The 20,964-nt window shown below is 54.3% G+C and carries 11 protein-coding genes; all 11 read left to right on the top strand.

Annotated elements, in window-relative coordinates:
- Nucleotides 1–68 precede the first annotated feature (68 nt).
- The 11 genes from V8F51_RS23255 (at nucleotide 69) to V8F51_RS23205 (ending at nucleotide 20,938) form a co-directional block, all read left to right on the top strand.
- Nucleotides 69–1,550, top strand: a complete 1,482-nt coding sequence (locus tag V8F51_RS23255) for an ABC transporter substrate-binding protein (RefSeq protein WP_337102888.1) — start codon at nucleotides 69–71, stop codon at nucleotides 1,548–1,550.
- An 82-nt stretch (nucleotides 1,551–1,632) separates the two neighbouring features.
- Nucleotides 1,633–2,571 (top strand): ABC transporter permease, encoded by a 939-nt coding sequence (locus V8F51_RS23250; RefSeq protein ID WP_337102936.1) that lies wholly within the window; start codon nucleotides 1,633–1,635, stop codon nucleotides 2,569–2,571.
- 24 nt (nucleotides 2,572–2,595) lie between these two features.
- Nucleotides 2,596–3,513: a carbohydrate ABC transporter permease gene (locus V8F51_RS23245; RefSeq protein WP_337102887.1), complete on the top strand. Its 918-nt coding sequence runs from the start codon at nucleotides 2,596–2,598 to the stop codon at nucleotides 3,511–3,513.
- Nucleotides 3,514–3,591: 78 nt separating this feature from the next.
- Nucleotides 3,592–5,835, top strand: coding sequence for a glycoside hydrolase family 3 N-terminal domain-containing protein (locus V8F51_RS23240; protein WP_337102935.1), 2,244 nt, complete (start codon nucleotides 3,592–3,594; stop codon nucleotides 5,833–5,835).
- Between the two features lie 2 nt (nucleotides 5,836–5,837).
- Nucleotides 5,838–8,942 carry an alpha-mannosidase gene (locus V8F51_RS23235; protein WP_337102886.1) on the top strand — a complete coding sequence of 1,035 codons (3,105 nt, stop codon included), beginning with the start codon at nucleotides 5,838–5,840 and terminating at the stop codon, nucleotides 8,940–8,942.
- A 714-nt stretch (nucleotides 8,943–9,656) separates the two neighbouring features.
- Nucleotides 9,657–10,976 carry a glycoside hydrolase family 125 protein gene (locus V8F51_RS23230; protein ID WP_337102885.1) on the top strand — a complete coding sequence of 440 codons (1,320 nt, stop codon included), beginning with the start codon at nucleotides 9,657–9,659 and terminating at the stop codon, nucleotides 10,974–10,976.
- Nucleotides 10,973–14,116: a beta-galactosidase gene (locus tag V8F51_RS23225; RefSeq protein ID WP_337102934.1), complete on the top strand. Its 3,144-nt coding sequence runs from the start codon at nucleotides 10,973–10,975 to the stop codon at nucleotides 14,114–14,116. Before V8F51_RS23230 ends, V8F51_RS23225 begins: the two co-directional genes overlap by 4 nt.
- Before the next feature lie 86 nt (nucleotides 14,117–14,202).
- The gene (locus tag V8F51_RS23220) at nucleotides 14,203–16,944 is read left to right on the top strand and encodes an alpha-mannosidase (protein ID WP_337102884.1); all 2,742 of its coding nucleotides are present in this window, start codon (nucleotides 14,203–14,205) and stop codon (nucleotides 16,942–16,944) included.
- Between the two features lie 224 nt (nucleotides 16,945–17,168).
- Nucleotides 17,169–18,302, top strand: coding sequence for a sugar ABC transporter substrate-binding protein (locus V8F51_RS23215; RefSeq protein WP_337102883.1), 1,134 nt, complete (start codon nucleotides 17,169–17,171; stop codon nucleotides 18,300–18,302).
- Nucleotides 18,303–18,452: 150 nt separating this feature from the next.
- Nucleotides 18,453–19,943, top strand: coding sequence for a sugar ABC transporter ATP-binding protein (locus tag V8F51_RS23210; protein ID WP_337102933.1), 1,491 nt, complete (start codon nucleotides 18,453–18,455; stop codon nucleotides 19,941–19,943).
- The gene (locus tag V8F51_RS23205; RefSeq protein ID WP_337102882.1) at nucleotides 19,940–20,938 is read left to right on the top strand and encodes an ABC transporter permease; all 999 of its coding nucleotides are present in this window, start codon (nucleotides 19,940–19,942) and stop codon (nucleotides 20,936–20,938) included. The genes V8F51_RS23210 and V8F51_RS23205 overlap by 4 nt, the downstream gene beginning before the upstream one ends.
- The last annotated feature ends 26 nt before the right edge of the window (nucleotides 20,939–20,964 follow it).

The following is a 20,964-nucleotide window of genomic DNA, read 5'->3' as shown; positions in this document are numbered from 1 at the left end:
CTGCGCGGAAGGATGTAACCATGCGAAGCTTGTCCCGAGAGCGATATTCGAAGGGGAGGGTAACATACATGAGTAACAAGAAAACCCGATTTTCTGTGCTGTTAACGGCACTGCTGGCGTTCGCGCTAGTTGTAAGCGCATGCGGCAGTGACAACAAAACGGAGAGCAACGGCAACGGCGGATCGTCGGAGAAGCCGGTTGAGCTTATCTGGTACACGATTGGTGTACCGCAGAAAGATTTGGCTAAGGTCAATGAAAAAATCAACGAATATACAAAAGAAAAAATCAATGCAACGGTTAACATTAAAATGATCGACTTTGGTGACTATACACAAAAAATGCAGGTTATGGTTTCCTCGGGCGAGCCGATGGACATTTTGTTCACAAGCTCGTGGGCGTTCGATTACGTGCAAAACGCGCGTAAAGGCGCATTCACGGCGATCGACGATCTGCTCGAGACAAGCGGCAAAGGCATCAAGGAAACGCTTGATCCGGCGTTCCTTGAAGGCTCCAAGGTTGACGGCCATAACTATGGCGTGCCTGCCAACAAAGAGCTTCCTGCCCAAGAGGTATGGCGCTTCAACGATGAGCTCGTGAAGAAATACAACCTGGACATCAAGAGCGTTACCACGATGGAAAGCCTAGAGCCGCTTCTGAAAACAATCAAGGATAACGAGCCGCAAGTGACGCCGCTCTCCCTTACGAAAGACTTCGTGCCGCTCATGCCTTTCGATTACATCATCGAGAAGCTGCCAATGGCCGTTTACTTGGACACGACAGACTACAAAGTGCTTAACATCTTCGACACGCCTGAACTGAAGGCTGCTCTTGATACGATGCACAAATTCTATGAAGCGGGCTACATTTCGCCTGAAGCAGCGACGACAACTTCGGTTGAAGACTTGTACAAATCGGGCAAATGGTTCACGGACCGTGCTTCGACTCAACCGCTTGCAGAAAATCTATGGACGGCAAGCTACGGCTACCCGGTTACATCGACACCTGCCGGCAAAGCGTACACGTTCAACTGGTCGGTTATGGGTTCGATGCAAGCGATCTCGGCTAACTCCGAGCACCCAGAGAAAGCAATGGAGTTCTTGAACCTGCTTAACACCGATCCGGTGCTTCGCAACATGATCGACTCCGGTATCGAAGGCGTTCACTACGAGAAAGTCAGCGAAAACGTAATGAAAAACCTGCCTGACTCGAAAAACTACGATATGCCGACGTTCTCCCTGGGCAACCTGCTTATTACGTACTTGAACGAGAACGACCCAGAGAACAAATGGGAGCTGTTCAAAGAATTCAACGCATCGGGCATCGACGCTCCGCTGCTTGGCTTTAACTTCGACGCTACAAAAGTATCCAAAGAAATTGCAGCTGTACAAAACGTAAAAGAAGAGTTTTGGTCTGCATTAATGACAGGAGCAGTTGATCCTAACGAGTTCCTGCCGAAAGCGAACGAGAAATTCAAGGCTGCTGGCCTTGATAAGGTAATCGCGGAAGTACAATCGCAGCTTGACGCTTGGAAAGCAGCGAACAACAAATAGTAGGCAACGCGAATCGGGCGGGTGAAGAATCTTCGCCCGATTCTTTTCTTTTTTACGCTATCAGGAGTCTGGAGGGATGATTATGAAAACGCTCGGCGCTATTTTCAAAGACGTCGTTAAAAATAAAGTAATGCTGCTCATGGTGCTTCCGGGTGCCCTATGGTTTTTGTTCTTCTCCTATATCCCGATGCTCGGGACGGTTATCGCGTTCAAGGAATACCGATTCCACAGAGACGGGTTCTGGGCCAGCATCGTTAACAGCAAGTGGGTAGGACTCGATAATTTCAAGTTTCTATTTAGCACGGACGATGCTTATATCATTACCCGCAACACGATTTTGTATAACGCGGTGTTCATCGTAGTCGGCTTGGCGCTCGCGGTGCTTATGGCCGTGGTGCTGTCCGAGATTACGAATAAGAAGCTGTCCAAGCTGTATCAGACCGGCATGTTCCTACCGTACTTTTTGTCATGGGTAATCGTCGGTTATTTTGCGTTCAGCTTCCTAAGCTCGGAGCGCGGTTTGTTGAATTACGTGTTCGAATATTTCGGCTGGGAATCGATGCAATGGTACTCCGATCCGAAGTACTGGCCTTATATCATCGTGTTCATCTATCTATGGAAAGCGGTCGGCTATAACAGCGTCGTCTACTTGGCGGCCATTATGGGCATCGACAAATCGCTGTATGAAGCGGCGATGATCGACGGAGCCAACAAATGGCAGCAAATCCGCAACATTACGCTTCCGCTGCTGTCGCCGATCATTACGATCATGACGCTGCTCGCCGTAGGCAAAGTGTTCTACGCCGACTTCGGCTTGTTCTATCAGGTGCCGAGGGATTCGGGAACGTTGTATTCGGTAACGAACGTTATCGACACGTATGTATACCGCGGTCTGAAAACGACAGGCGAGATCGGCATGAGCACGGCGGCCGGCTTGTACCAATCGGTAGTCGGATTCGCTCTGGTTATTACGTCGAACTATATCGTGCGCAGATTCAACAAAGATAACGCCTTGTTCTAAACTTCGGAAGGGAGTGGACGCCAAATGTCACTAGTTAAGAAAAAACAACGAGATTTCCATAAGCTGTCTACGCCATGGAACGCGGCCTTTAATTTGTTCGCCGGCCTATTCTCTTTTATATGCGTATTTCCATTTTTGTTCGTCGTCATTATTTCGTTTACGGACGAGAACGCTCTGGCAAGGGACGGATACCGACTCATTCCGTCGGATTGGAGCTTCGAGGCCTATAAATATGTATTCCAAACAGGCGACACGCTGCTGCGTTCCTATGGGGTAACGATTTTCGTAACCGTCGTAGGCACGATCGTCAGTCTGCTGTTTATTGCTCTATATGCCTACGCGCTGTCGCGCAAAAGCTTCAAATACCGCAATTTCTTCGCTTTCTTCGCTTTCTTCACGATGCTTTTCAACGGCGGTCTTGTGCCGTCTTACATCGTGACGACGCAATTGCTCGGTCTTAAAGATACAGTTTGGGCGCTTATTTTGCCGCTGGCCGTTAATGCGTTCTATATTATGATTCTTCGGACGTTCTACAGCACGAGCGTGCCTGATGCAGTCATCGAATCGGGCAAAATCGACGGCGCCGGCGAGTTCGGCACATTCATTAAGCTCGTTCTGCCGCTGTCGCTGCCGGGTCTGGCTACGATTGCCCTGTTCAGCACGCTCGGTTATTGGAACGACTGGTTCAATGCTTTGCTCTATATCGACAATCCGAATCTCGTGCCGCTGCAATCGATGCTGATGCGTATCGAGACGAATCTACAATTCATTATGCAAAATTCGCAAAACAGCTCGCTCGGACTTGAAGCGCTGCGCAATATGCCGCAGGATACGTCGCGTATGGCGATGGTTGTACTGGCGACGGGACCAATCATCTTCGCTTATCCGTTCTTCCAGCGTTATTTCATTCAAGGCTTGACGGTTGGTGCCGTTAAGGAATAAAGAGAGGAGCGATCGTGCGTGATCTATAAAGAGAGCCATCGTCCGGCAGCGGAGCGGGTAGCCGATCTGCTTAGCCGAATGACCCCAGAGGAGAAGGTCGGACAGCTGCTGCAGCCGTTCGGCTGGCAGACTTACGAGCATAAGGACGGCAAGGTGGAGCTTGCCGAATCGTTCAAGCAGCAAGTAGCGGCAGGGGGCGTCGGCTCCTTGTACGGCGCGCTTCGCGCCGATCCGTGGACGGGCGTGACGCTGGAGACGGGCTTGTCGCCGCGCGAGGGCGCGGAAGCGGTCAATGCGATTCAGCGTTACGCGATGGAGCATTCGCGGCTTGGCATTCCGATTCTGATCGGCGAGGAATGCTCGCACGGCCATATGGCGATCGGGGCGACGGTATTCCCGGTGCCGCTGTCGCTGGGCAGCGCGTGGAACGTCGAGCTGTACCGCGAGATGTGCCGCGCCGTGGCGAAGGAGACGCGCAGCCAAGGCGGCGCCGTTACGTATTCGCCGGTGCTCGACGTCGTGCGCGATCCGCGCTGGGGACGGACGGAGGAATGCTTCGGCGAAGATCCGCATTTGATCGCGGAATACGCGAAGGCTTCCGTGGAAGGCTTCCAAGGCGAGTCGCTCGCTCATGAAGACAGCGTAGCCGTGACGTTGAAGCATTTCGTCGGCTATGGCAGCTCGGAGGGCGGACGCAACGCCGGTCCGGTCCATATGGGCAAGCGCGAGCTGCTGGAGGTTGATATGCTTCCGTTCAAGGCGGCGGTTGAAGCAGGAGCAAAGTCGATCATGACGGCTTACAACGAAATCGACGGCGTGCCTTGCACGACGAGCAGTGAATTGCTGCAAGATATATTGCGCGACGAATGGGGCTTCGACGGCATGGTCATTACCGATTGCGGGGCAATCGATATGCTGGCGGCGGGACATGACGTGGCCGAAGACGGCTTGGACGCATCGGTGCAGTCCATCACGGCAGGCATCGATATGGAAATGTCCGGCGTCATGTTCGGTCAGTATTTGCTGCAAGCTTTGAGCGAGGGCAAGCTTGATCCGGCCGTATTGGATACGGCGGCGGCTCGCGTGCTCACGCTAAAGTTCGAGCTCGGCTTGTTCGAGCAGCCTTATGCCGACCCTGAACGGGCGGAGAAGCTGATCGGCAGCGAGGAGCATATTGCATTGGCGCGCCGCGTTGCGAGCGAGGGCATCGTGTTGTTGAAAAATGTTGGCGGGACGTTGCCTCTGGAGAAGGGGACCGCGGGTCGGATTGCGGTCATCGGTCCGAATGCCGACGCGTTCTATAATCAGCTTGGCGATTATACGTCGCCGCAGCCGAAAGCGAAGGTATCGACCGTGCTCGAAGCGATTCGCAGCCGGTACATGGACGATCCGGACGCGGTATTGTACGCGCCGGGCTGCCGCATTCGCGGCGAGTCGCGCGAAGGGTTCGAATCGGCGCTGGCATGCGCCGCTGCGGCCGATACGATCGTCATGGTCGTCGGCGGTTCGAGCGCGCGCGATTTCGGCGAAGGCACGATCGATCTGCGCACCGGCGCTTCGAAGGTGACGGAGAACGCGTGGAACGATATGGATTGCGGCGAAGGGATTGACCGCGTATCGCTCGGGTTGTCCGGGGTGCAGCTGGAACTGGTTCAGGAAGTGCACAAGCTCGGCAAGCCGGTCGTCGTCGTGTACATTAACGGCCGTCCGATCGTGGAGCCGTGGATCGACGAGAACGCGCATGCGATCGTGGAAGCTTGGTACCCGGGGCAGGAGGGCGGTAATGCGATCGCCGATGTGCTGTTCGGCGAAGAGAATCCGTCCGGTCGTCTGACGGTATCGATTCCGAAGCATACGGGGCAGCTGCCGGTTTACTATAACGGCAAGCGCTCGCGGGGCAAGAGATATTTGGAGGAAGATTCCAAGCCTCGGTATCCGTTCGGATACGGGCTTAGCTATACAACGTTTGAGTATTCGAATTTGTCGGTCGAACAGGGTGAGCTCGCTGCGGGCGAGGAAGCGCTGGTGACGGTGGACGTTATGAATACAGGTGATCAATCCGGGGCGGAGGTCGTGCAGCTTTATGTGTCCGACGTCGCGAGCAAAGTGACGCGTCCGGAGCGCGAGCTTAAGGGGTTTGAGAAGATCGTGCTTGCTCCTGGCGAGAAACGTACCGTTACATTCAAGGTTGGAGCCGAGCAATTGCAATATATCGGCAAGGATATGGTGCCTGTCGTAGAGCCTGGCTTGTTCCGCGTGCTTGTGGGGCGCAATGTGCAGGATACGTTGAGCGCAGACCTCATCGTTCGGGAGGCGAAGTAAGGATGGAACGCTTAAGACGATTTATACGCGAACTGTCGGAGCGCCAATGGCTTGAGCAGGTAGAGCTGAAAGACTGGGCGATTGAGCGTGCGACTTACGTGCTGCCGGGACAGTATGAAGGGATTGCTCCCTATCCGGAAGGAAACGACTATAGCCGTTTTCCGAGCAAACAAGGCACGACTTATTTCTTTAGAAAAAGCTTGGAGCTGCCTGCCGGTTGGGCGGGCAACGGCGGTATCGGCTTGATTTTCGATTCCGGCGGCGAGGGGCTGCTGCGCATTAACGGCGCTTCCGCGCAAGGGATTGACCGGAATCATACGTTCGTTACGCTGAGCGAAAGCATGGCGGGCGGCGATGGTCGGTTGGAGCTGGAGATCGAGATGTACGATCCGATACCCGAGCCGGTGGATCCGCTTAATCAGCAGGCTGTTATTCAGCCTCCGATGACGGCAATCCGCAGCTTGCTCGTTCGAGTGAATCATCCCGTGCAAAGCCTGATGTACACGGCAAAGGTCGTAAGAGACAGCATGCTGCTGATTCCCGAGCAGGATGGACGGCGCAGCCGGTTAATGGCCGCGCTGTATGAAGCGATGGACGCGTTCGTATCTTTGGACGAGCGGCAATGGTCGCTGCCCGAGACGGGAACGGTCGCAGCCATCGAGGAACGGCTGCGTGCCGAAGTTCAGTTGATCGGCGGCAATGCGGAAGGTCTGATGCACATGGTCGGACAGTCGCATATCGACATCGCTTGGTTGTGGCCGGCGCGCGAGACGGTTCGGAAGACGAGCCGGACGTTCTCGACGGTCGATGCCTTAATGAATGAATATCCGGAATACCGGTTCACGATAAGCCAGCCGTTATTGTTCGAATATTTGAAGCAGAACGATCCAGAGCTGTACGAGCGGGTGAAAGTCAGAATTCGCGAAGGGCGCTGGGAGCTCGTCGGCGGCATGTGGGTCGAGCCCGATCTGAACATTCCGAGCGGCGAATCGTTTATGCGTCAAATGCTGTACGGGCAGCGTTTCTACCGGGAGGAGTTCGGCTTGACCTCGGAGATCGAGTGGCTGCCGGATACGTTCGGTTATTGCGCTTCGCTGCCGCAGATATTGAAGCACGGCGGCATTCGTTACTTCATGACGACGAAGCTCGGATGGAATGATACGAACGTTTTCCCTTACGACCTGTTCCATTGGGTCGGCATAGACGGCACCCCGATGCTTTCCTATCTGAATCACGGCGTCAACGAAAACACGTTGCCGAAGGATGTGCACGATCACTGGCAGTCTTACCGCGAGAAGGATAAGCATGCGGAGCAGATGCTGTTGTTCGGACATGGCGACGGCGGCGGCGGGGCAACCCGCGAAATGCTGGAGAACATCGACCGCGCAGAGCTGATGGTCGGTCAACCGGCCAGCCGCTACAGTACGGCGGCTGATTTCTTCGCTGGCACCGACGAAGCATCTTCTTCGCTTCCGAAGTGGCGCGGCGACTTGTATTTGGAGCTTCATCGCGGCACGTATACGACGCATGGACGCAATAAGCTGTACAATCGCAAAGCAGAAATTTTGTACAGAGAAGCTGAGCTGTGGCAATCGCTTGCTTATGCCGGTGGCAACAAGGCGCGGCTGGATTTCGTTAAGTCGCAGTTGCATGAAGGCTGGAAGCTGATTTTGCTTAACCAGTTCCACGATATTATTCCGGGCTCGGCGATTACGGAAGCATATGAGACTTCGACGAAGGAATATGAGCAAGTGTTCGCGAAGGGCCGCGCTGGTCTGCAGGCGGGGCTTGAAGAGCTGACTGCCGGAATCGGAGCTGGCGGCGCGGCTGGTGAATCGTTAGTCGTATTCAACAGCCTCGGCTGGAGTCGTGACGTCATGCTGCGGCTGGCGGACGCTGCTTCAGACCTGCAAGCATACGATAGCAATGGAGTGAAGCTGTCGATGGACCGGATGACTGAGGATGGTTCGGCGGTAATCAAAGTGCCGAATGTTCCGGCTCTTGGTTATAAGACGATAGGGTTGAAGCGTGAGAGTGCTGGGGTTGCGGCCACTGTTGCTTACGCTCCGCTTGAAGATAGATGGGAAACCGAGCTTTACCTGATTACATTCAACGAACGCGGCGAAATCGCAAGCTTGATCGATAAGCAGGCGGGCAGGGAAGTGTTGAAGAGCGGCGAGACGGGCAACCGGTTCGACTTCTTCCATGACCGCCCGACGTTATGGGACGCTTGGGATATCGACGACCGTTATGAGCAGCAGCCAGCCGGAGACGCCGTGCTGCTGGGCAAGGAAGTCGTATCGACGGGCGAGACGATGGACGTTCTGCGTTTCCGGTGGCGGATCGGACAATCCGACATTAGCCAAGACATGATTCTGTACCGCGACGATAAGCGAATCGATTTCGTAACGAAGGTGAACTGGAACGAGGCGCATAAGCTGCTGAAGGTCGCATTCCCGGTTGACATCGTGACGGATAAGGCGACCTACGAAATTCCGTTCGGAGCTTTGGAACGGGTGACGCATCGCAACACGAGCTGGGAGCAGGCGCAATACGAGGTTTGCGGCCATCGGTTCGCCGATGTATCCGAGCGCGGTTATGGCGTAAGTTTGTTGAACGACAGCAAATATGGATACGATATCCAAGATAGCGTCATTCGCCTGTCGCTGCTGCGCGCGCCGAAATGGCCGGATGTTACCGCAGATCTTGGGGAGCACCATTTCACTTACTCGTTGTATCCGCATGAGGGTGATTGGCGCGAAGCTCATACGCTGCGCAAGGCGGCGGAGCTTAACAGCGAAGCCGTTTCGGTTTCACTTGCGGAATCGTCGGCGGTATCGGAGCAATCGTATATTTCGTTCGACGGCGAGCATGTTGTCGTCGACACGGTTAAGCTTGCGGAAGACGGCGACGGTATCGTCATCCGTCTGTACGAATCGTCCGGCGGCCGCGAGAGTGTCGCGCTCGGCTGGCCGCATGCTTTCTCGCAGGCGCTCGTTTCCAACGCGCTGGAGGAAGAGCTTGCGCCGATCATGTCCGAAGACGGTCAGATCACGCTGCATTTCGCGCCGTATGAAATCAAAACGATCAAACTAACATTTAAATAGAGGCACTGGCGTTAGCCGCGGCGAATAGAGCTAGTTTCTAGCTCTATTTTCCCGTAACACACCAAAGTTTGCGAAATGTAGCTACATTTTAGCTCTATTTGGTCAGGTACACCGTCGCAGGAGGCTTTTTCGGAGGCAACGCGGCGAATAGAGCTAGTATCTAGCTCTATTTTCCCGTAACACACCAAAGTTTGCGAAATAAAGCTACATTTTAGCTTTATTTGGTCAGGGACACCGTCGTAGGAGGCTTTTCCGAAGGTAACGCGGCGAATAGAGCTAATTTCTAGCTCTATTTTCCCGTAACACACCAAAGTTTGCGAAATAAAGCTGCATTTTAGCTCTATTTGGTCAGGAACACCGTCGCAGGAGGCTTTTTCGGAGGCAATGCGGCGAATAGAGCTAATTTCTAGCTCTATTTTTCCGTAACACACCAAAGTTTGTGAAATAAAGCTACATTTTAGCTCTAATTGGTCAGGGACACCGTCGCATGAGGCTTTTTCGGAGGCAATGCGGCGAATAGAGCTAGTTTCTAGCTCTATTTTCCCGTAACACACCAAAGTTTGCGAAATAAAGCTGCATTTTAGCTTTATTTGGTCAGGGACACCGTCGCAGGAGGCTTTTTCGGAGGCAGTGCGGCGGATGGAGCTACATTAAACTGTACAGAGTAAGCCGAACACTAAGATTAACTTCATATGGACAGAGGAGAGATTCGCTGTGGAACAATTCAGATTGCCTAAGATACCAATGCCTACGCTTGAACTGCCGGGAGCGGTTCAAGACGTGTTGAAAGAAGCGGAGCAGAAGCTGGCGCATCGCCCGAAGCTGCTTCAGCTGTTTAAGAACTGTTTTCCGAATACGCTGGAAACGACGACGAAGCTGATGGACGACGGCACGACCTTCGTCATTACCGGCGATATCCCAGCGCTTTGGCTGCGTGATTCCGTCGAGCAGGTGATTCACTACGTGCCGCTTGCTAAGGATGACGCCGACCTGCAACGTATTATCAGCGGCCTTATCAAACGCCATATCGCTTATATCGGCATTGACCCTTACGCGAACGCGTTCAACGAAACGGCAAACGATTGGCACTGGAATACGACCGACGAGACGGAAATGTCGCCATGGGTATGGGAGCGCAAGTTCGAAATCGACTCGCTTTGCTTCGTAATCCGACTGGCTTATCAATATTGGAAAGAAACGGGACTTACGGATATTTTCGACGCCGGCTTCAAGCAAGCGATGATCACGATCTATGATTTGTTCAAAACAGAGCAGCATCATTTCGAGAAATCTCCATACCGTTTCACGCGGGATAACGGCATCAAGGAGGACTCGATACGCAATGATGGACTGGGCATGCCGGTCAACTATACGGGCATGGTCTGGTCGGGCTTCCGTTCGAGCGACGACGCTTGCGACTTCCACTACAACATTCCGGGCAATATGTTCGCGGTTGTGACGCTGCGTCAAATGCAGGAGTTCGCCGAGTGGGTATTCCGCGATATGGACTTGCTTGCGAAGTTGAAGCGCCTAGAAGCGGACATCGATCATGGCATCCAACTGTACGGCATCTATCGCCATCCAGAATTCGGTCCTATCTATGCTTACGAGACGGACGGCTTCGGCAATTATTGCCTGATGGACGACGCCGGCACGCCGGGCCTCGTCTCGATTCCGTATCTCGGATACGTAACTGCGGATGATAAGGTGTATCAGAACACAAGAAGATTCGCGCTTAGCCACAGCAATCCTTTCTATTATGAAGGCAAAGCGGCCAAAGGAATCGGAAGCCCGCACACGCCTCCAGGCTACATTTGGCATATGGCGCTGTCCATGCAAGGTTTGACGGCAACGACGAACGAAGAGAAGCTCGCGATGATCGATATGCTGGAAGCGACCGACGCGGATACCGGCTTCATGCATGAAGGATTCCATTCCGACGATCCGACCATCTTCACTCGAAAATGGTTCGCTTGGTCGAACAGCTTGTTCTCGCAGCTGGTATACAAAGCGATGAAGGACGGTCTTCTATGATGAGCCGATTCATCCTATTCGCCGATCCGGCGTTCCCGATCAGCGGAGCAATGGATGCGGCACAAGCGGCTGCGGCATTGACGGCATTGACGGAGATCGGAACGGCAGTAGACGCAGAAGGTCTTGGCGCCGCGCTTCGCGCGGCTGAAGGCGGCTGCTTCATTAATATGCACGCGCCGTACTTCCCGAAGGCTGCGTGGGCGGATATCATCGACTTCTTGCAGCGTGGAGGCAGCCTGCTTAGCATTGGCGGCGCGCCGTTCAAGCATCCCGTGCGCCAAGAAGGCGGCGAGTGGATCGTGGAAGCGGAGCAAACCGCCTACCATCAGCAGCTTCATATCCATGAAGCGCTTCGAGTAGATGGCGCTCGCGCAACATCGCTTCAAACGCTGGGCGATATTCCGTTGTTCGAGGGCAGCGAGACTTTGCTGCCGATTCACGATACGTGGAATCTGGTTCCGCATGTTACGAAGAGCAGCGATCTCCCGCATCAGATGGGCTCGTCAGGTCCGATGGACACGCGCGTCTATCCGCTGTTGAAAGGCATTAGCGCGGAAGGCCGCGAAGTATCGGCTCCGGCTGTGCTTTGGGAGCATGTCGGCGGACCGTTCAAGGGCGGCCGCTGGCTGTTCGTCGGCCAGCCGCTTACGGCCGACTTCTGGTCTGCCGGCGGCGCGGAGCATGTGGCGAGATGGGCGGCATTCGCCGCTCGCGGCGTGACGGAATTATGGTTGAAGCCGAATTACGCTTCTTATGAGGCTGGCGAACGGGCGCAGCTGACGCTGCAAACGCAGCAGCTAAGTCGCTCCGCTGCAAGCGCGTCAACTACTTGGAGCTTCGATCTAACCGTTCAACGGGAAGGCGAAGCAGACACTTTATGGACTAAAACCTGGCAAGAAGAAGTGACGGACTGGCACAATATCATCCGCATTTCGCTGCCTTTCGATATCGCAAGCGGTTATTACCTTGTTACTTGCCGCGCTGTTGCGCCTAGCGGTGAAGTTCGCGTGCTGAACCAAGGCTTCTGGGGCAGGGACGACGAGCTGCTGAAGCAAGGGGAACCGATTCAAACAGGACGCGACTTCTTCGTAAAGAACGGCAAGACGATGCCGGTCGTCGGCATGACGTACATGACGAGCGACGTAGCGCGCAAATTCCTGTTCCTGCCGAATGCGGCGGTTTGGGATCGCGATATGGCCCAAATGAAAAAAGCCGGCATCAACTGGATCCGCACCGGCATCTGGACGGCCTATCGCAACATTATGCAGGTTGACGGCCATGCGTCGGAGGAAGTGCTGCGCGCGATCGATGCTTTCGTCCTAACGGCGAAGCGTCATGATCTGCAGTTGACGTTCACCTTCTTCTCATTCACGCCGGAGCCTTGGGAAGGACTCAATCCTTACCTTGATCCGCGCAGTGTGGAAGCGCAGAAGCGGTTCATCCGCTCGATTGTCTCCAGGCATCGCGAGACAACGAATATCGACTGGGATTTAATTAACGAGCCGTCGATGTTCGATCCAGCTCAGATTTTTTCCGACGGACCGAGATCATGCCGCGATCCGTTCGAGCAGGCCGCATTCGCGGAATGGCTGGAGAAGCGTCACGGCTCAATCGATGTGCTGAGAGAGCACTGGAACTTGACGCCGCTGCAATTGCCTGACTTTGCGTCCGCTAAGCCTCCCGAGGCCGAAGAGATTAACTTCAGCATTCAGGACATTCATTCGGCGAAAAAAGGTACGCGCTGGCTCGACTACGTGCTGTTCTCGATGGACATGCACAACAGATGGGCATCGGAGTTGACAGCGGCAATTAAGGAGTTGTGTCCGAACCACCTAGTGACGGTCGGACAGGACGAGGCGCTCGGCGCTCAGCGGCCTTCGCCGTTCTTCTATGCGGAAGCGGTCGATTATACGACCGTTCATTCATGGTGGTTCAACGATTACCTGCTATGGGACGGGATTTTCGCGAAGACGGCGGATAAGCCGAATGTCATTCAGGAAACGGGCATTATGTACGTGGAGACGCCGGACGGCAGGGCGAAACGTTCTGAGGAGGAGCTTCGCGGCTTCCTGGAGCGTAAGTACGCATACGCTTTTGCAACGGGCGGCGCTGGCGCGATCCAATGGATTTGGAATACGAACTTCTACATGGATAACGCTAACGAATCGCAGATCGGCGCGCTTCGCGCGGATGGCACGGAGAAGCCGGAAGCCGACGTATCGTACGATTTCGGCGCGTTCATCGGCGAAATCGGCCATTTGCTCGGAGATCGGGAGCTGGAGGATATTGCAGTCGTATTCCCTTATTCGAATGACTTCTCGAATCGCAAGCTTGCTTTTGAAGGGACGACACGCCTCACGCGGGCAATGTCTTACGAGCTGAACCTTCCGTTCCGAGGCGTATCGGAGTATCATCTGGACGATCTAACGGCGCAGCCTGCGAAACTAATCGTTCTGCCAAGCGCGCATAACGTGGACAGCGAGGCGCTCCGCCAGCTATTCGCCGTTGCAGAGCAAACCGGAGCTACGCTGCTTGCAACAGGTCCGCTTAGCTTGGACGCTTACTGGCATGTGACGGGGCGCGTGAAAGACAAGCTAGGCGCAACGGACGTTCGCAATGTTCAGCGCGAGGAGAGGCTTGTATTGGCTGGCGAAGCGCTGCCGGTATCATTCGGCCATCGCCGTATTGCGGAGATCGCGAAGGAAGTGCCCGTTAATGGCGCTGCGGAGCAAAGGAATAGCGGAGCTGGAGGATACGAATTGTTTGAAATGCCGCTTGGCAAAGGGAAATTCCTCTGGAGTTCGCTTCCGGTCGAGCTGAACGATCGGCTTGAGCCGCTTGTGAAGCTGTACCGTTACGCCGCTGACGCGGCTGGCGCAAAGGGCGGCCTCGAATGGTTGTCCGGCGGCGACCTGTCTGGCGTGTATGGGCGGAAGCTTAGCTACGAGAGCGGATATTTATATGCGTTTGTATCGGAGTATGCTTGGGACGCCGATATCGCCGTGAAGGATGAGAGCACTGGCGTATCCTATGCGTTCAAGCTGGAGAAAGAGCGCAGCGTGTTATTTTTCGCGGATCGCGAGGGACGGCTGCTGTCGGTTTATCGTCCGAACGAGGTAAACGTGGCAGTCACCGAATAGCGATAACTGTAAATGCATATATGAGCTAACAAAAAGAGAATAAAGCGGGAGCCGGCAGGCTCCTAACGGTGGAGGCGATTAACATCATGGCAAAAAAACGCACGGCGCATATTATCTCTCATACGCATTGGGATCGGGAATGGTATTTGCCTTACGAGAAACATCACGTCCGCCTTGTCGAGCTGGTGGATGCGCTGCTGGATAAGCTTGAAGAAGATCCGGCATACAAAAGCTTCTATATGGATGGACAAACGATTATTTTGGAAGATTATTTGCAGGTCCGTCCCGAACGTCGCGAGCGTCTCGAAAAATACATTCAAGAAGGCCGTATTATTATCGGCCCTTGGTATATTTTGCAGGACGCGTTCCTTACGAGCAGCGAAGCGAACGTACGGAATATGCAGATCGGGCATCAAGACGCGCTTCAATACGGCACGCCGTCCAAAATCGGCTATTTCCCCGATACGTTTGGGCTAACAGGGCAGACGCCTCAATTAATGCTGCAAGCCGGCATTACGAATGCGTTCTTCGGACGCGGCGTGAAACCGACGGGCTTCAATAACACGGTATCCGACGGCGGCTACGAGTCGTCGTTCTCCGAGCTGCTGTGGGAAGGGCCGGACGGCTCCAAGGTGCTCGGCATCCTGTTCGCCAACTGGTATTCCAACGGCAACGAGGTTCCGGTCGATAAGCAAGAGGCAGCCGATTATTGGCAGCGGAAGCTGGCTGACGCCGAGAAGTACGCATCCACCAACCAATTGCTGTATATGAACGGCTGCGATCACCAGCCGATTCAGCTTGATCTGCCTGAAGCGCTGGAGACGGCGCGTCAGCTGTACCCGGACACGGAGTTTATCCATTCGACGTTCGAAAATTATTTAGTCGCTGTTAACCAATCGATGGATCAAGCGCTGTCCTCGGTTAAGGGCGAGCTGAGAAGCCAGCGGACAGACGGATGGGGTACGCTCGTCAATACGGCGTCGGCCCGCGTCTATCTGAAGCAGATGAATCAGCTCGGACAAGCGATGCTGGAGAAGGTTGCCGAGCCGCTGGCGGCATTAGCCAAGCTTACGGGACAGGCCTATCCGCATCACCTGTTTACCTACGCTTGGAAAACATTAATGCAGAACCATCCGCATGACAGCATCTGCGGCTGCAGCGTCGATGAGGTTCACCGCGAGATGGTTACCCGCTTTGACAAAAGCCGCCATGTCGCCGAATCGATCATCGACAGCAGCAAAGCCGCGCTATCCGATGCGGTTGATACAACGGGCTTCGGCAAACACGGCAAAGATGCGCTGCCTGTCGTCGTATTCAATACGACGGGCTGGGAGCGTTCGGGCGTGCTGACCGTAGAGGTCGACGCGCTGCGTCTCTACTTCCGCGACGGCTATACCCTAGAGGAAGCCGCTCGAATCGTGAAGGAGACCGATCTATCTGGTCGCGTACTCATCGATGCTGAGGGAACGGAAACGGCATACACCATGGAGGATCTCGGGCTGCAATTCGGCTACGATTTGCCGGACGATAAGTTCCGCCAGCCGTACATGTGCCGCCGGGTGAAGCTGACGTTCGAGGCTGGTCAAGTACCGGCGCTAGGCTGGAAGACGTATGCTTTGGTCAAAGCCGACGCAACGGCGCCAACGAATGAAGCTAACCGCGCCTCCATGGTGACGGGAGCGGCTTCGATGGAAAATGACCGTCTATCGGTCACGATTGCGGAAGACGGTTCTTACACGTTGACGGATAAGGCGAGCGGCACCAAGTACCGCGATCTTGGCGTATACGAGAATACGGGCGACATCGGCAACGAATATATGTACAAGCAGCCGAATGGAGAAGCCGCGCTTACGACGAAAGGCTTGAAGGCGAGCATTCGTCTGATAGAGGATACGCCGTACCGCGTTTCCTTCGAAATTACGCATGACTGGCAGCTGCCGGCATCGGCGGAGAGCAAGCTGGATGAGGAGCAGCGCGAGCTGATCTACTATCCTGAACGCAAGTCGGGCCGCTCGAAGGAGATGGTGACGATGACGATTCGTACGGTGCTGTCCTTGGAGCGCAGCGGCAAAGGGCTGGACGTCAAAGCTGCCTTTGATAATAAAGCGAAGGATCACCGCCTCCGGGCGTTATTCCCTACCGATCTGGAAGCGAGCACGCACCGGGTAGATTCGATGTTCGAAATCGCGGAGCGCGGCAACGAACCTGCGCCGGAATGGAGCAATCCAAGCAACGCCCAGCATCAGCAAGCATTCGTCGACGTAAGCGGCGTCGATGCGGGATTGACCGTTGCGAACCTCGGCTTGAACGAGTACGAGGTGCTGAGGGACGGCCGCAACACGATCGCGGTTACGCTGCTGCGGGCAGTCGGAGAGCTTGGCGACTGGGGTTACTTCCCGACGCCGGAGGCGCAATGCCTGGGCGAGAGCACTGTAGAGCTATGCTTGATACCGCATGATGGCAATGGTATGAACGGCGGCGCTTACGCAGCTGCTTACCAGTTCCAAGTGCCGTGGACAGCCAGCCAGACGGGCGTACACGAAGGCGCGGTTGCGCCGGCGCATGCGCCAATCCGCTGGGAAGCAGGCAGCGAGCTCGCTTTCTCTTCCATGAAGCTGAAGCCGGGCAGCGACGATGTCATGCTGCGCTGGTTCAACATGGGAGCGAACGAGACGGCCTTGTCTCTTCATAACGCTAGCTCGCCATACAGCAGCGACATCTTGGAAACGCAAGGTGCCGTGCTTGAAGCGAATAGCTCCGGCCAGCCTTCATTGAAGGTTCAGCCGTACCAGATCGTGACGATCGGAATAGCTGGTAACGCGAATTAATAGACTCCATTCTACAAACTTCCCGAACATTCTTCATGGTTCGGGAATTTTTTTTCGTCTTATAAGGCATTTTTGAGGTATAATGAGGATTGTGTGAACGAAATCGTGGCAAATTTATTATTTTTACAAATAATTCATACATAATCTATTGACGTTCTTAATAATATCCGATAGGATTACTTGTATTAATATATTCATTTATAGATACAAGGGGAGAAAACAAAATGAACAACAAGAAACTTCGTTCTATGCTTGGTCTGATGCTGGCCGTCGTTATCGTAGCAACGGGCTGCGGACAAGCGAAGAACAACAACGCAAACGATGCAGCAGGCGGCAATAACCAATCTGCTAATGTAGAGAAGGTAGACGTTCCTGCGGCACTGGCCGATAAAGGCGATATAAAACTGAAAGTAATCCGCAAGATCGGCGGAGACGATCATACGGCGCAATTCCTTGCTGGCGCAAAGCAAGAGGGCGAAGCGCTTGGATTCAGCGTCGACACGTTCTCGGCGAACGGCGACACGGTAAAGTTCCTTGACGCGCTTGACCAAGCGGCGAACAGCGACGTAGACGGCGTAGTCGTTTCTCACGGCGATGACCCTGCGACAGTGAAAGCTGTACAGAAGCTAAGAGATAAAGGCATCGAAGTCGTTGCTTTCGATTCCGTGGGAGAACTGTCCGGCGTATCCGGCGTTACGCTTACTTCGCAAGACGACGAAGCGCTCGCGCAATTCGCCCTAGACAATCTCGTGAAAGAGCAAGGCGAGGATGCTAAGATCGTATACCTTTGGGTAGACGGCTTCCCTCCAATGGTTCGCCGCAACAAGGTATACACGGATACGCTTGCCAAATATCCGAACATTAAGGAAGTTGACCGTTTCGGCGTTGCGAACGCGAACACATCGGTTGACACGCAAAACGCGGTAGCGGCAATGCTGACGAAATATCCGAAAGGCGAGATCGACGCGATCTTCGCAACATGGGATGCATTCGCAATCGGCGCAGCTAGAGCACTGATCGAAGCGGGACGTACGGAAATCAAGATTTACGGCATCGACGTATCGAACGCCGACCTGCAAATTATGCAAGAAGAGAACAGCCCTTGGGCATCCACTGCTGCGGTTGATCCGAAGATGATCGGCGCGGTGAACGTAAGATTGCTTGCGAAGAAGCTGGCTGGCGAAGAAACGCCTGCATCGTACAACTTGGAAGCGGCGTTGATTGACCAAGAAACATTGAAGACGTCGGCTAACCCTGTCAACATGGTTACGCTTGCCGAGGTCATCCCTGGCTGGGGAACGACGGATGCTTTTGAAGAGGACTGGATTAAATCGTTGAAAGCCGCAAACGGCAAATAGACGAAAGCAGCCATATCGAATAATGATACAGCTATCACTAGCTGCATGAAGCTTAAGGAAAGCGCCCTTGTCCATTCGGATGGGGGCGCTCTATCCTGTTTGGAGAGGAAGGTAGGGCAGTTGACAGAGCGACAAGCAAGCAAGCTTGAAATGAAACGGATCTCGATCGAGTTTCCCGGTGTAAAGGCGTTAACCGACGTTGACTTCCACACGTTGGCGGGACGGGCTCATGCCTTAATCGGCGCGAACGGGGCAGGGAAATCAACGCTGATGAAGGTGCTCTCGGGCGCGTATAATCACTACACGGGCGATATATGGCTGGACGGCAAGCAAGCGCCTATTCGGTCGCCGAAGGACGCGAAGGATAACGGCATTCAGATTGTCTATCAAGAAGTGGATACCGTCCTTATTCCTAACCTGACCGTCGGCGAAAATATTATGATGGAACAAACCGTCCATAACATGAAGGGACGGCATCTCATTGGTTGGAAGCAGCTTCACAGCTCGGCGCAGGCTGTGCTGGACCGTCTGAATGTGAAGGTGCCGACACGCAAGCTTGTCCAAGAGCTGACGCTTGCGGAGAAGCAGATGGTTTTGATCGCCCGGGCAGTGTCGATGGAATGCCGCTTCCTCGTATTGGACGAGCCGACCGCGCCGCTTAGCCATAGCGAGACGGAGCAGCTGTTCCGCTTAGTGCGGCAGCTTAAGTCGGAAGGAGTAGGCATTATCTTTATCTCCCACCGTCTGCCGGAGCTGTATGAAATATGCGATGACATTACGATCATGCGTGACGGGAAGCTTGTCATAAGAGACGAAATCAAGCGGCTCAGCCAGCAGCAGGTCGTTGAGCATATGCTAGGCGCGAAGCTGGACGGACAATTCCCGAAGTCGGAGAGAGCGATAGGGGAGAAGTGGTTCGAGGCGAAGTCGATCAACGATACGGACAAGGTGAAGAACGTCGAGCTATTCATTCGCAAAGGCGAGATCGTCGGCCTCGCAGGTCTCGTCGGAGCAGGCAAGACGGAGCTTTGCCGCGCCTTGTTCGGTGCGTCATCGACATCGACAGGCGATACGTATCTGCAAGGGCGCAAGCTGCGGATTCGTTCGCCGCATGAAGCGGTGAAGAACGGTCTGGCGCTTGTACCTGAGGAGCGTCGGCGTGAAGGAGTCTTCGTCGATGAGTCGGTGTCCGACAACATTACGGCATCGGTTCTGTCCCGATTCACCAAATGGGGTTCATGGCTGAGCGCGGCGAAGGAGAAAAAAGCCGCGACGGCAATCATTGCCGATCTTGGCATTAAGACGCCAAGCGGAGCGGCGAAGGTTCGCAATCTGTCGGGCGGCAATCAGCAGAAGGTCGCGATTGGCAAATGGCTGCTCGTCGACGCTGACGTCTACATTTTCGACGAGCCGACCAAAGGGGTGGATGTAGGCGCGAAGCGAGACATCTACGAGCTGGTAGCCGAGCTGGCTAGCCGCGGCAAATGCATACTGTACGCCTCCAGCGAAATGTCCGAGATGATGGGCATCACCGACCGCATGTACATCATGTATGACGGAGGCGTCATTAAAGAGCTGGAGACGAAGCATACGAATGAGGAAGAGATTTTGCTATACAGCACTGGAGGCTTGTTGACATGAAAGCTGCCGAAGCGAATGCCGATCGGAGCACGAAAGGGTTTAATTTCTTTGACTTTCTCTATAAATACGGTACGTTGATTACGATTTTGCTGCTCATAGCCGTGTTCGGCACAATGACGGACAACTTCTTGAACGGCGCTAATATTATTAACATTTTGCGTTCGATTGCTATTGTAACGATTATCGCAACCGGACTTACGGTATCGCTGTCGGTCGGGGGCTTCGACTTATCGGTCGGCTCGACGGCTTCTGTTGCCAACGCGCTCGTCATTTCCATGTTCGTCTGGCATGGGCAGAACATCGGCGTCGGCATCGCGATCACGATCGCCTTCTGTCTCGTTATCGGCTTGATTAACGCGTTTCTTGTAATCAACTTCAAGATACAAGATATGTTGATGACGCTGGCGACGATGTTCATCTTCCAAGGCGTGGCGCTGACATACACCAAGGGCGCGACGATCTCGCAAAATATGATTATGCCAAACGGCGATTTCGCCACGGGCGTTATTCCCGATTCCTTCGGCAAGCTGGGCGAAGTACCGTGGATCATCATTATTATGCTGCTTGTAGTCATCGTCGTACATCTATTCCTGACGTACACGAAGCATGGCCGTTATATGTATATGATTGGCGGCAACCCGGAAGCGGCTAAGCTGTCAGGCATCGCGGTGGGCAAGTACCGCTTGATCGCTTATCTCGTATCGGCGTTGTTCGCGGCAGTCGGCGGGATCATACTCGGTGCGCGCGTCATGAATGCAGAGGTTAATTCAGGCGGCTCGTACTTAATGGACGCGGTTGCGGCGGCGTTCATCGGCTACTCCGTATTCGGCGCCGGCAAGCCTAATGCGTTCGGCACGTTCGCGGGCGCGGTGCTTATCGGCATTTTGTCCAACGGACTTGTTATGCTTTCCGTTCCCTATTATGCGATGGATATTGTGAAAGGCTCCGTTCTGGCACTTGCGCTAGCGATAACGTATTACAAGCGGAAGCACTAGCTGGGCGACTAAGATAGGCCCTCAAA

The organism is Paenibacillus sp. YIM B09110 (genome assembly GCF_037167145.1).
GTDB lineage: Bacteria > Bacillota > Bacilli > Paenibacillales > Paenibacillaceae > Pristimantibacillus.
This window is presented reverse-complemented; position numbering and strand designations above follow the sequence as displayed.

Coding starts and splice junctions, on each gene's coding strand:
- V8F51_RS23220 (WP_337102884.1), top strand. CDS start 14,203: ATGGCAAAAAAACGCACGGCGCATATTATCTCTCATACGCATTGGGAT.
- V8F51_RS23255 (WP_337102888.1), top strand. CDS start 69: ATGAGTAACAAGAAAACCCGATTTTCTGTGCTGTTAACGGCACTGCTG.
- V8F51_RS23210 (WP_337102933.1), top strand. CDS start 18,453: ATGAAACGGATCTCGATCGAGTTTCCCGGTGTAAAGGCGTTAACCGAC.
- V8F51_RS23225 (WP_337102934.1), top strand. CDS start 10,973: ATGATGAGCCGATTCATCCTATTCGCCGATCCGGCGTTCCCGATCAGC.
- V8F51_RS23250 (WP_337102936.1), top strand. CDS start 1,633: ATGAAAACGCTCGGCGCTATTTTCAAAGACGTCGTTAAAAATAAAGTA.
- V8F51_RS23245 (WP_337102887.1), top strand. CDS start 2,596: ATGTCACTAGTTAAGAAAAAACAACGAGATTTCCATAAGCTGTCTACG.
- V8F51_RS23215 (WP_337102883.1), top strand. CDS start 17,169: ATGAACAACAAGAAACTTCGTTCTATGCTTGGTCTGATGCTGGCCGTC.
- V8F51_RS23205 (WP_337102882.1), top strand. CDS start 19,940: ATGAAAGCTGCCGAAGCGAATGCCGATCGGAGCACGAAAGGGTTTAAT.
- V8F51_RS23235 (WP_337102886.1), top strand. CDS start 5,838: ATGGAACGCTTAAGACGATTTATACGCGAACTGTCGGAGCGCCAATGG.
- V8F51_RS23240 (WP_337102935.1), top strand. CDS start 3,592: ATGACCCCAGAGGAGAAGGTCGGACAGCTGCTGCAGCCGTTCGGCTGG.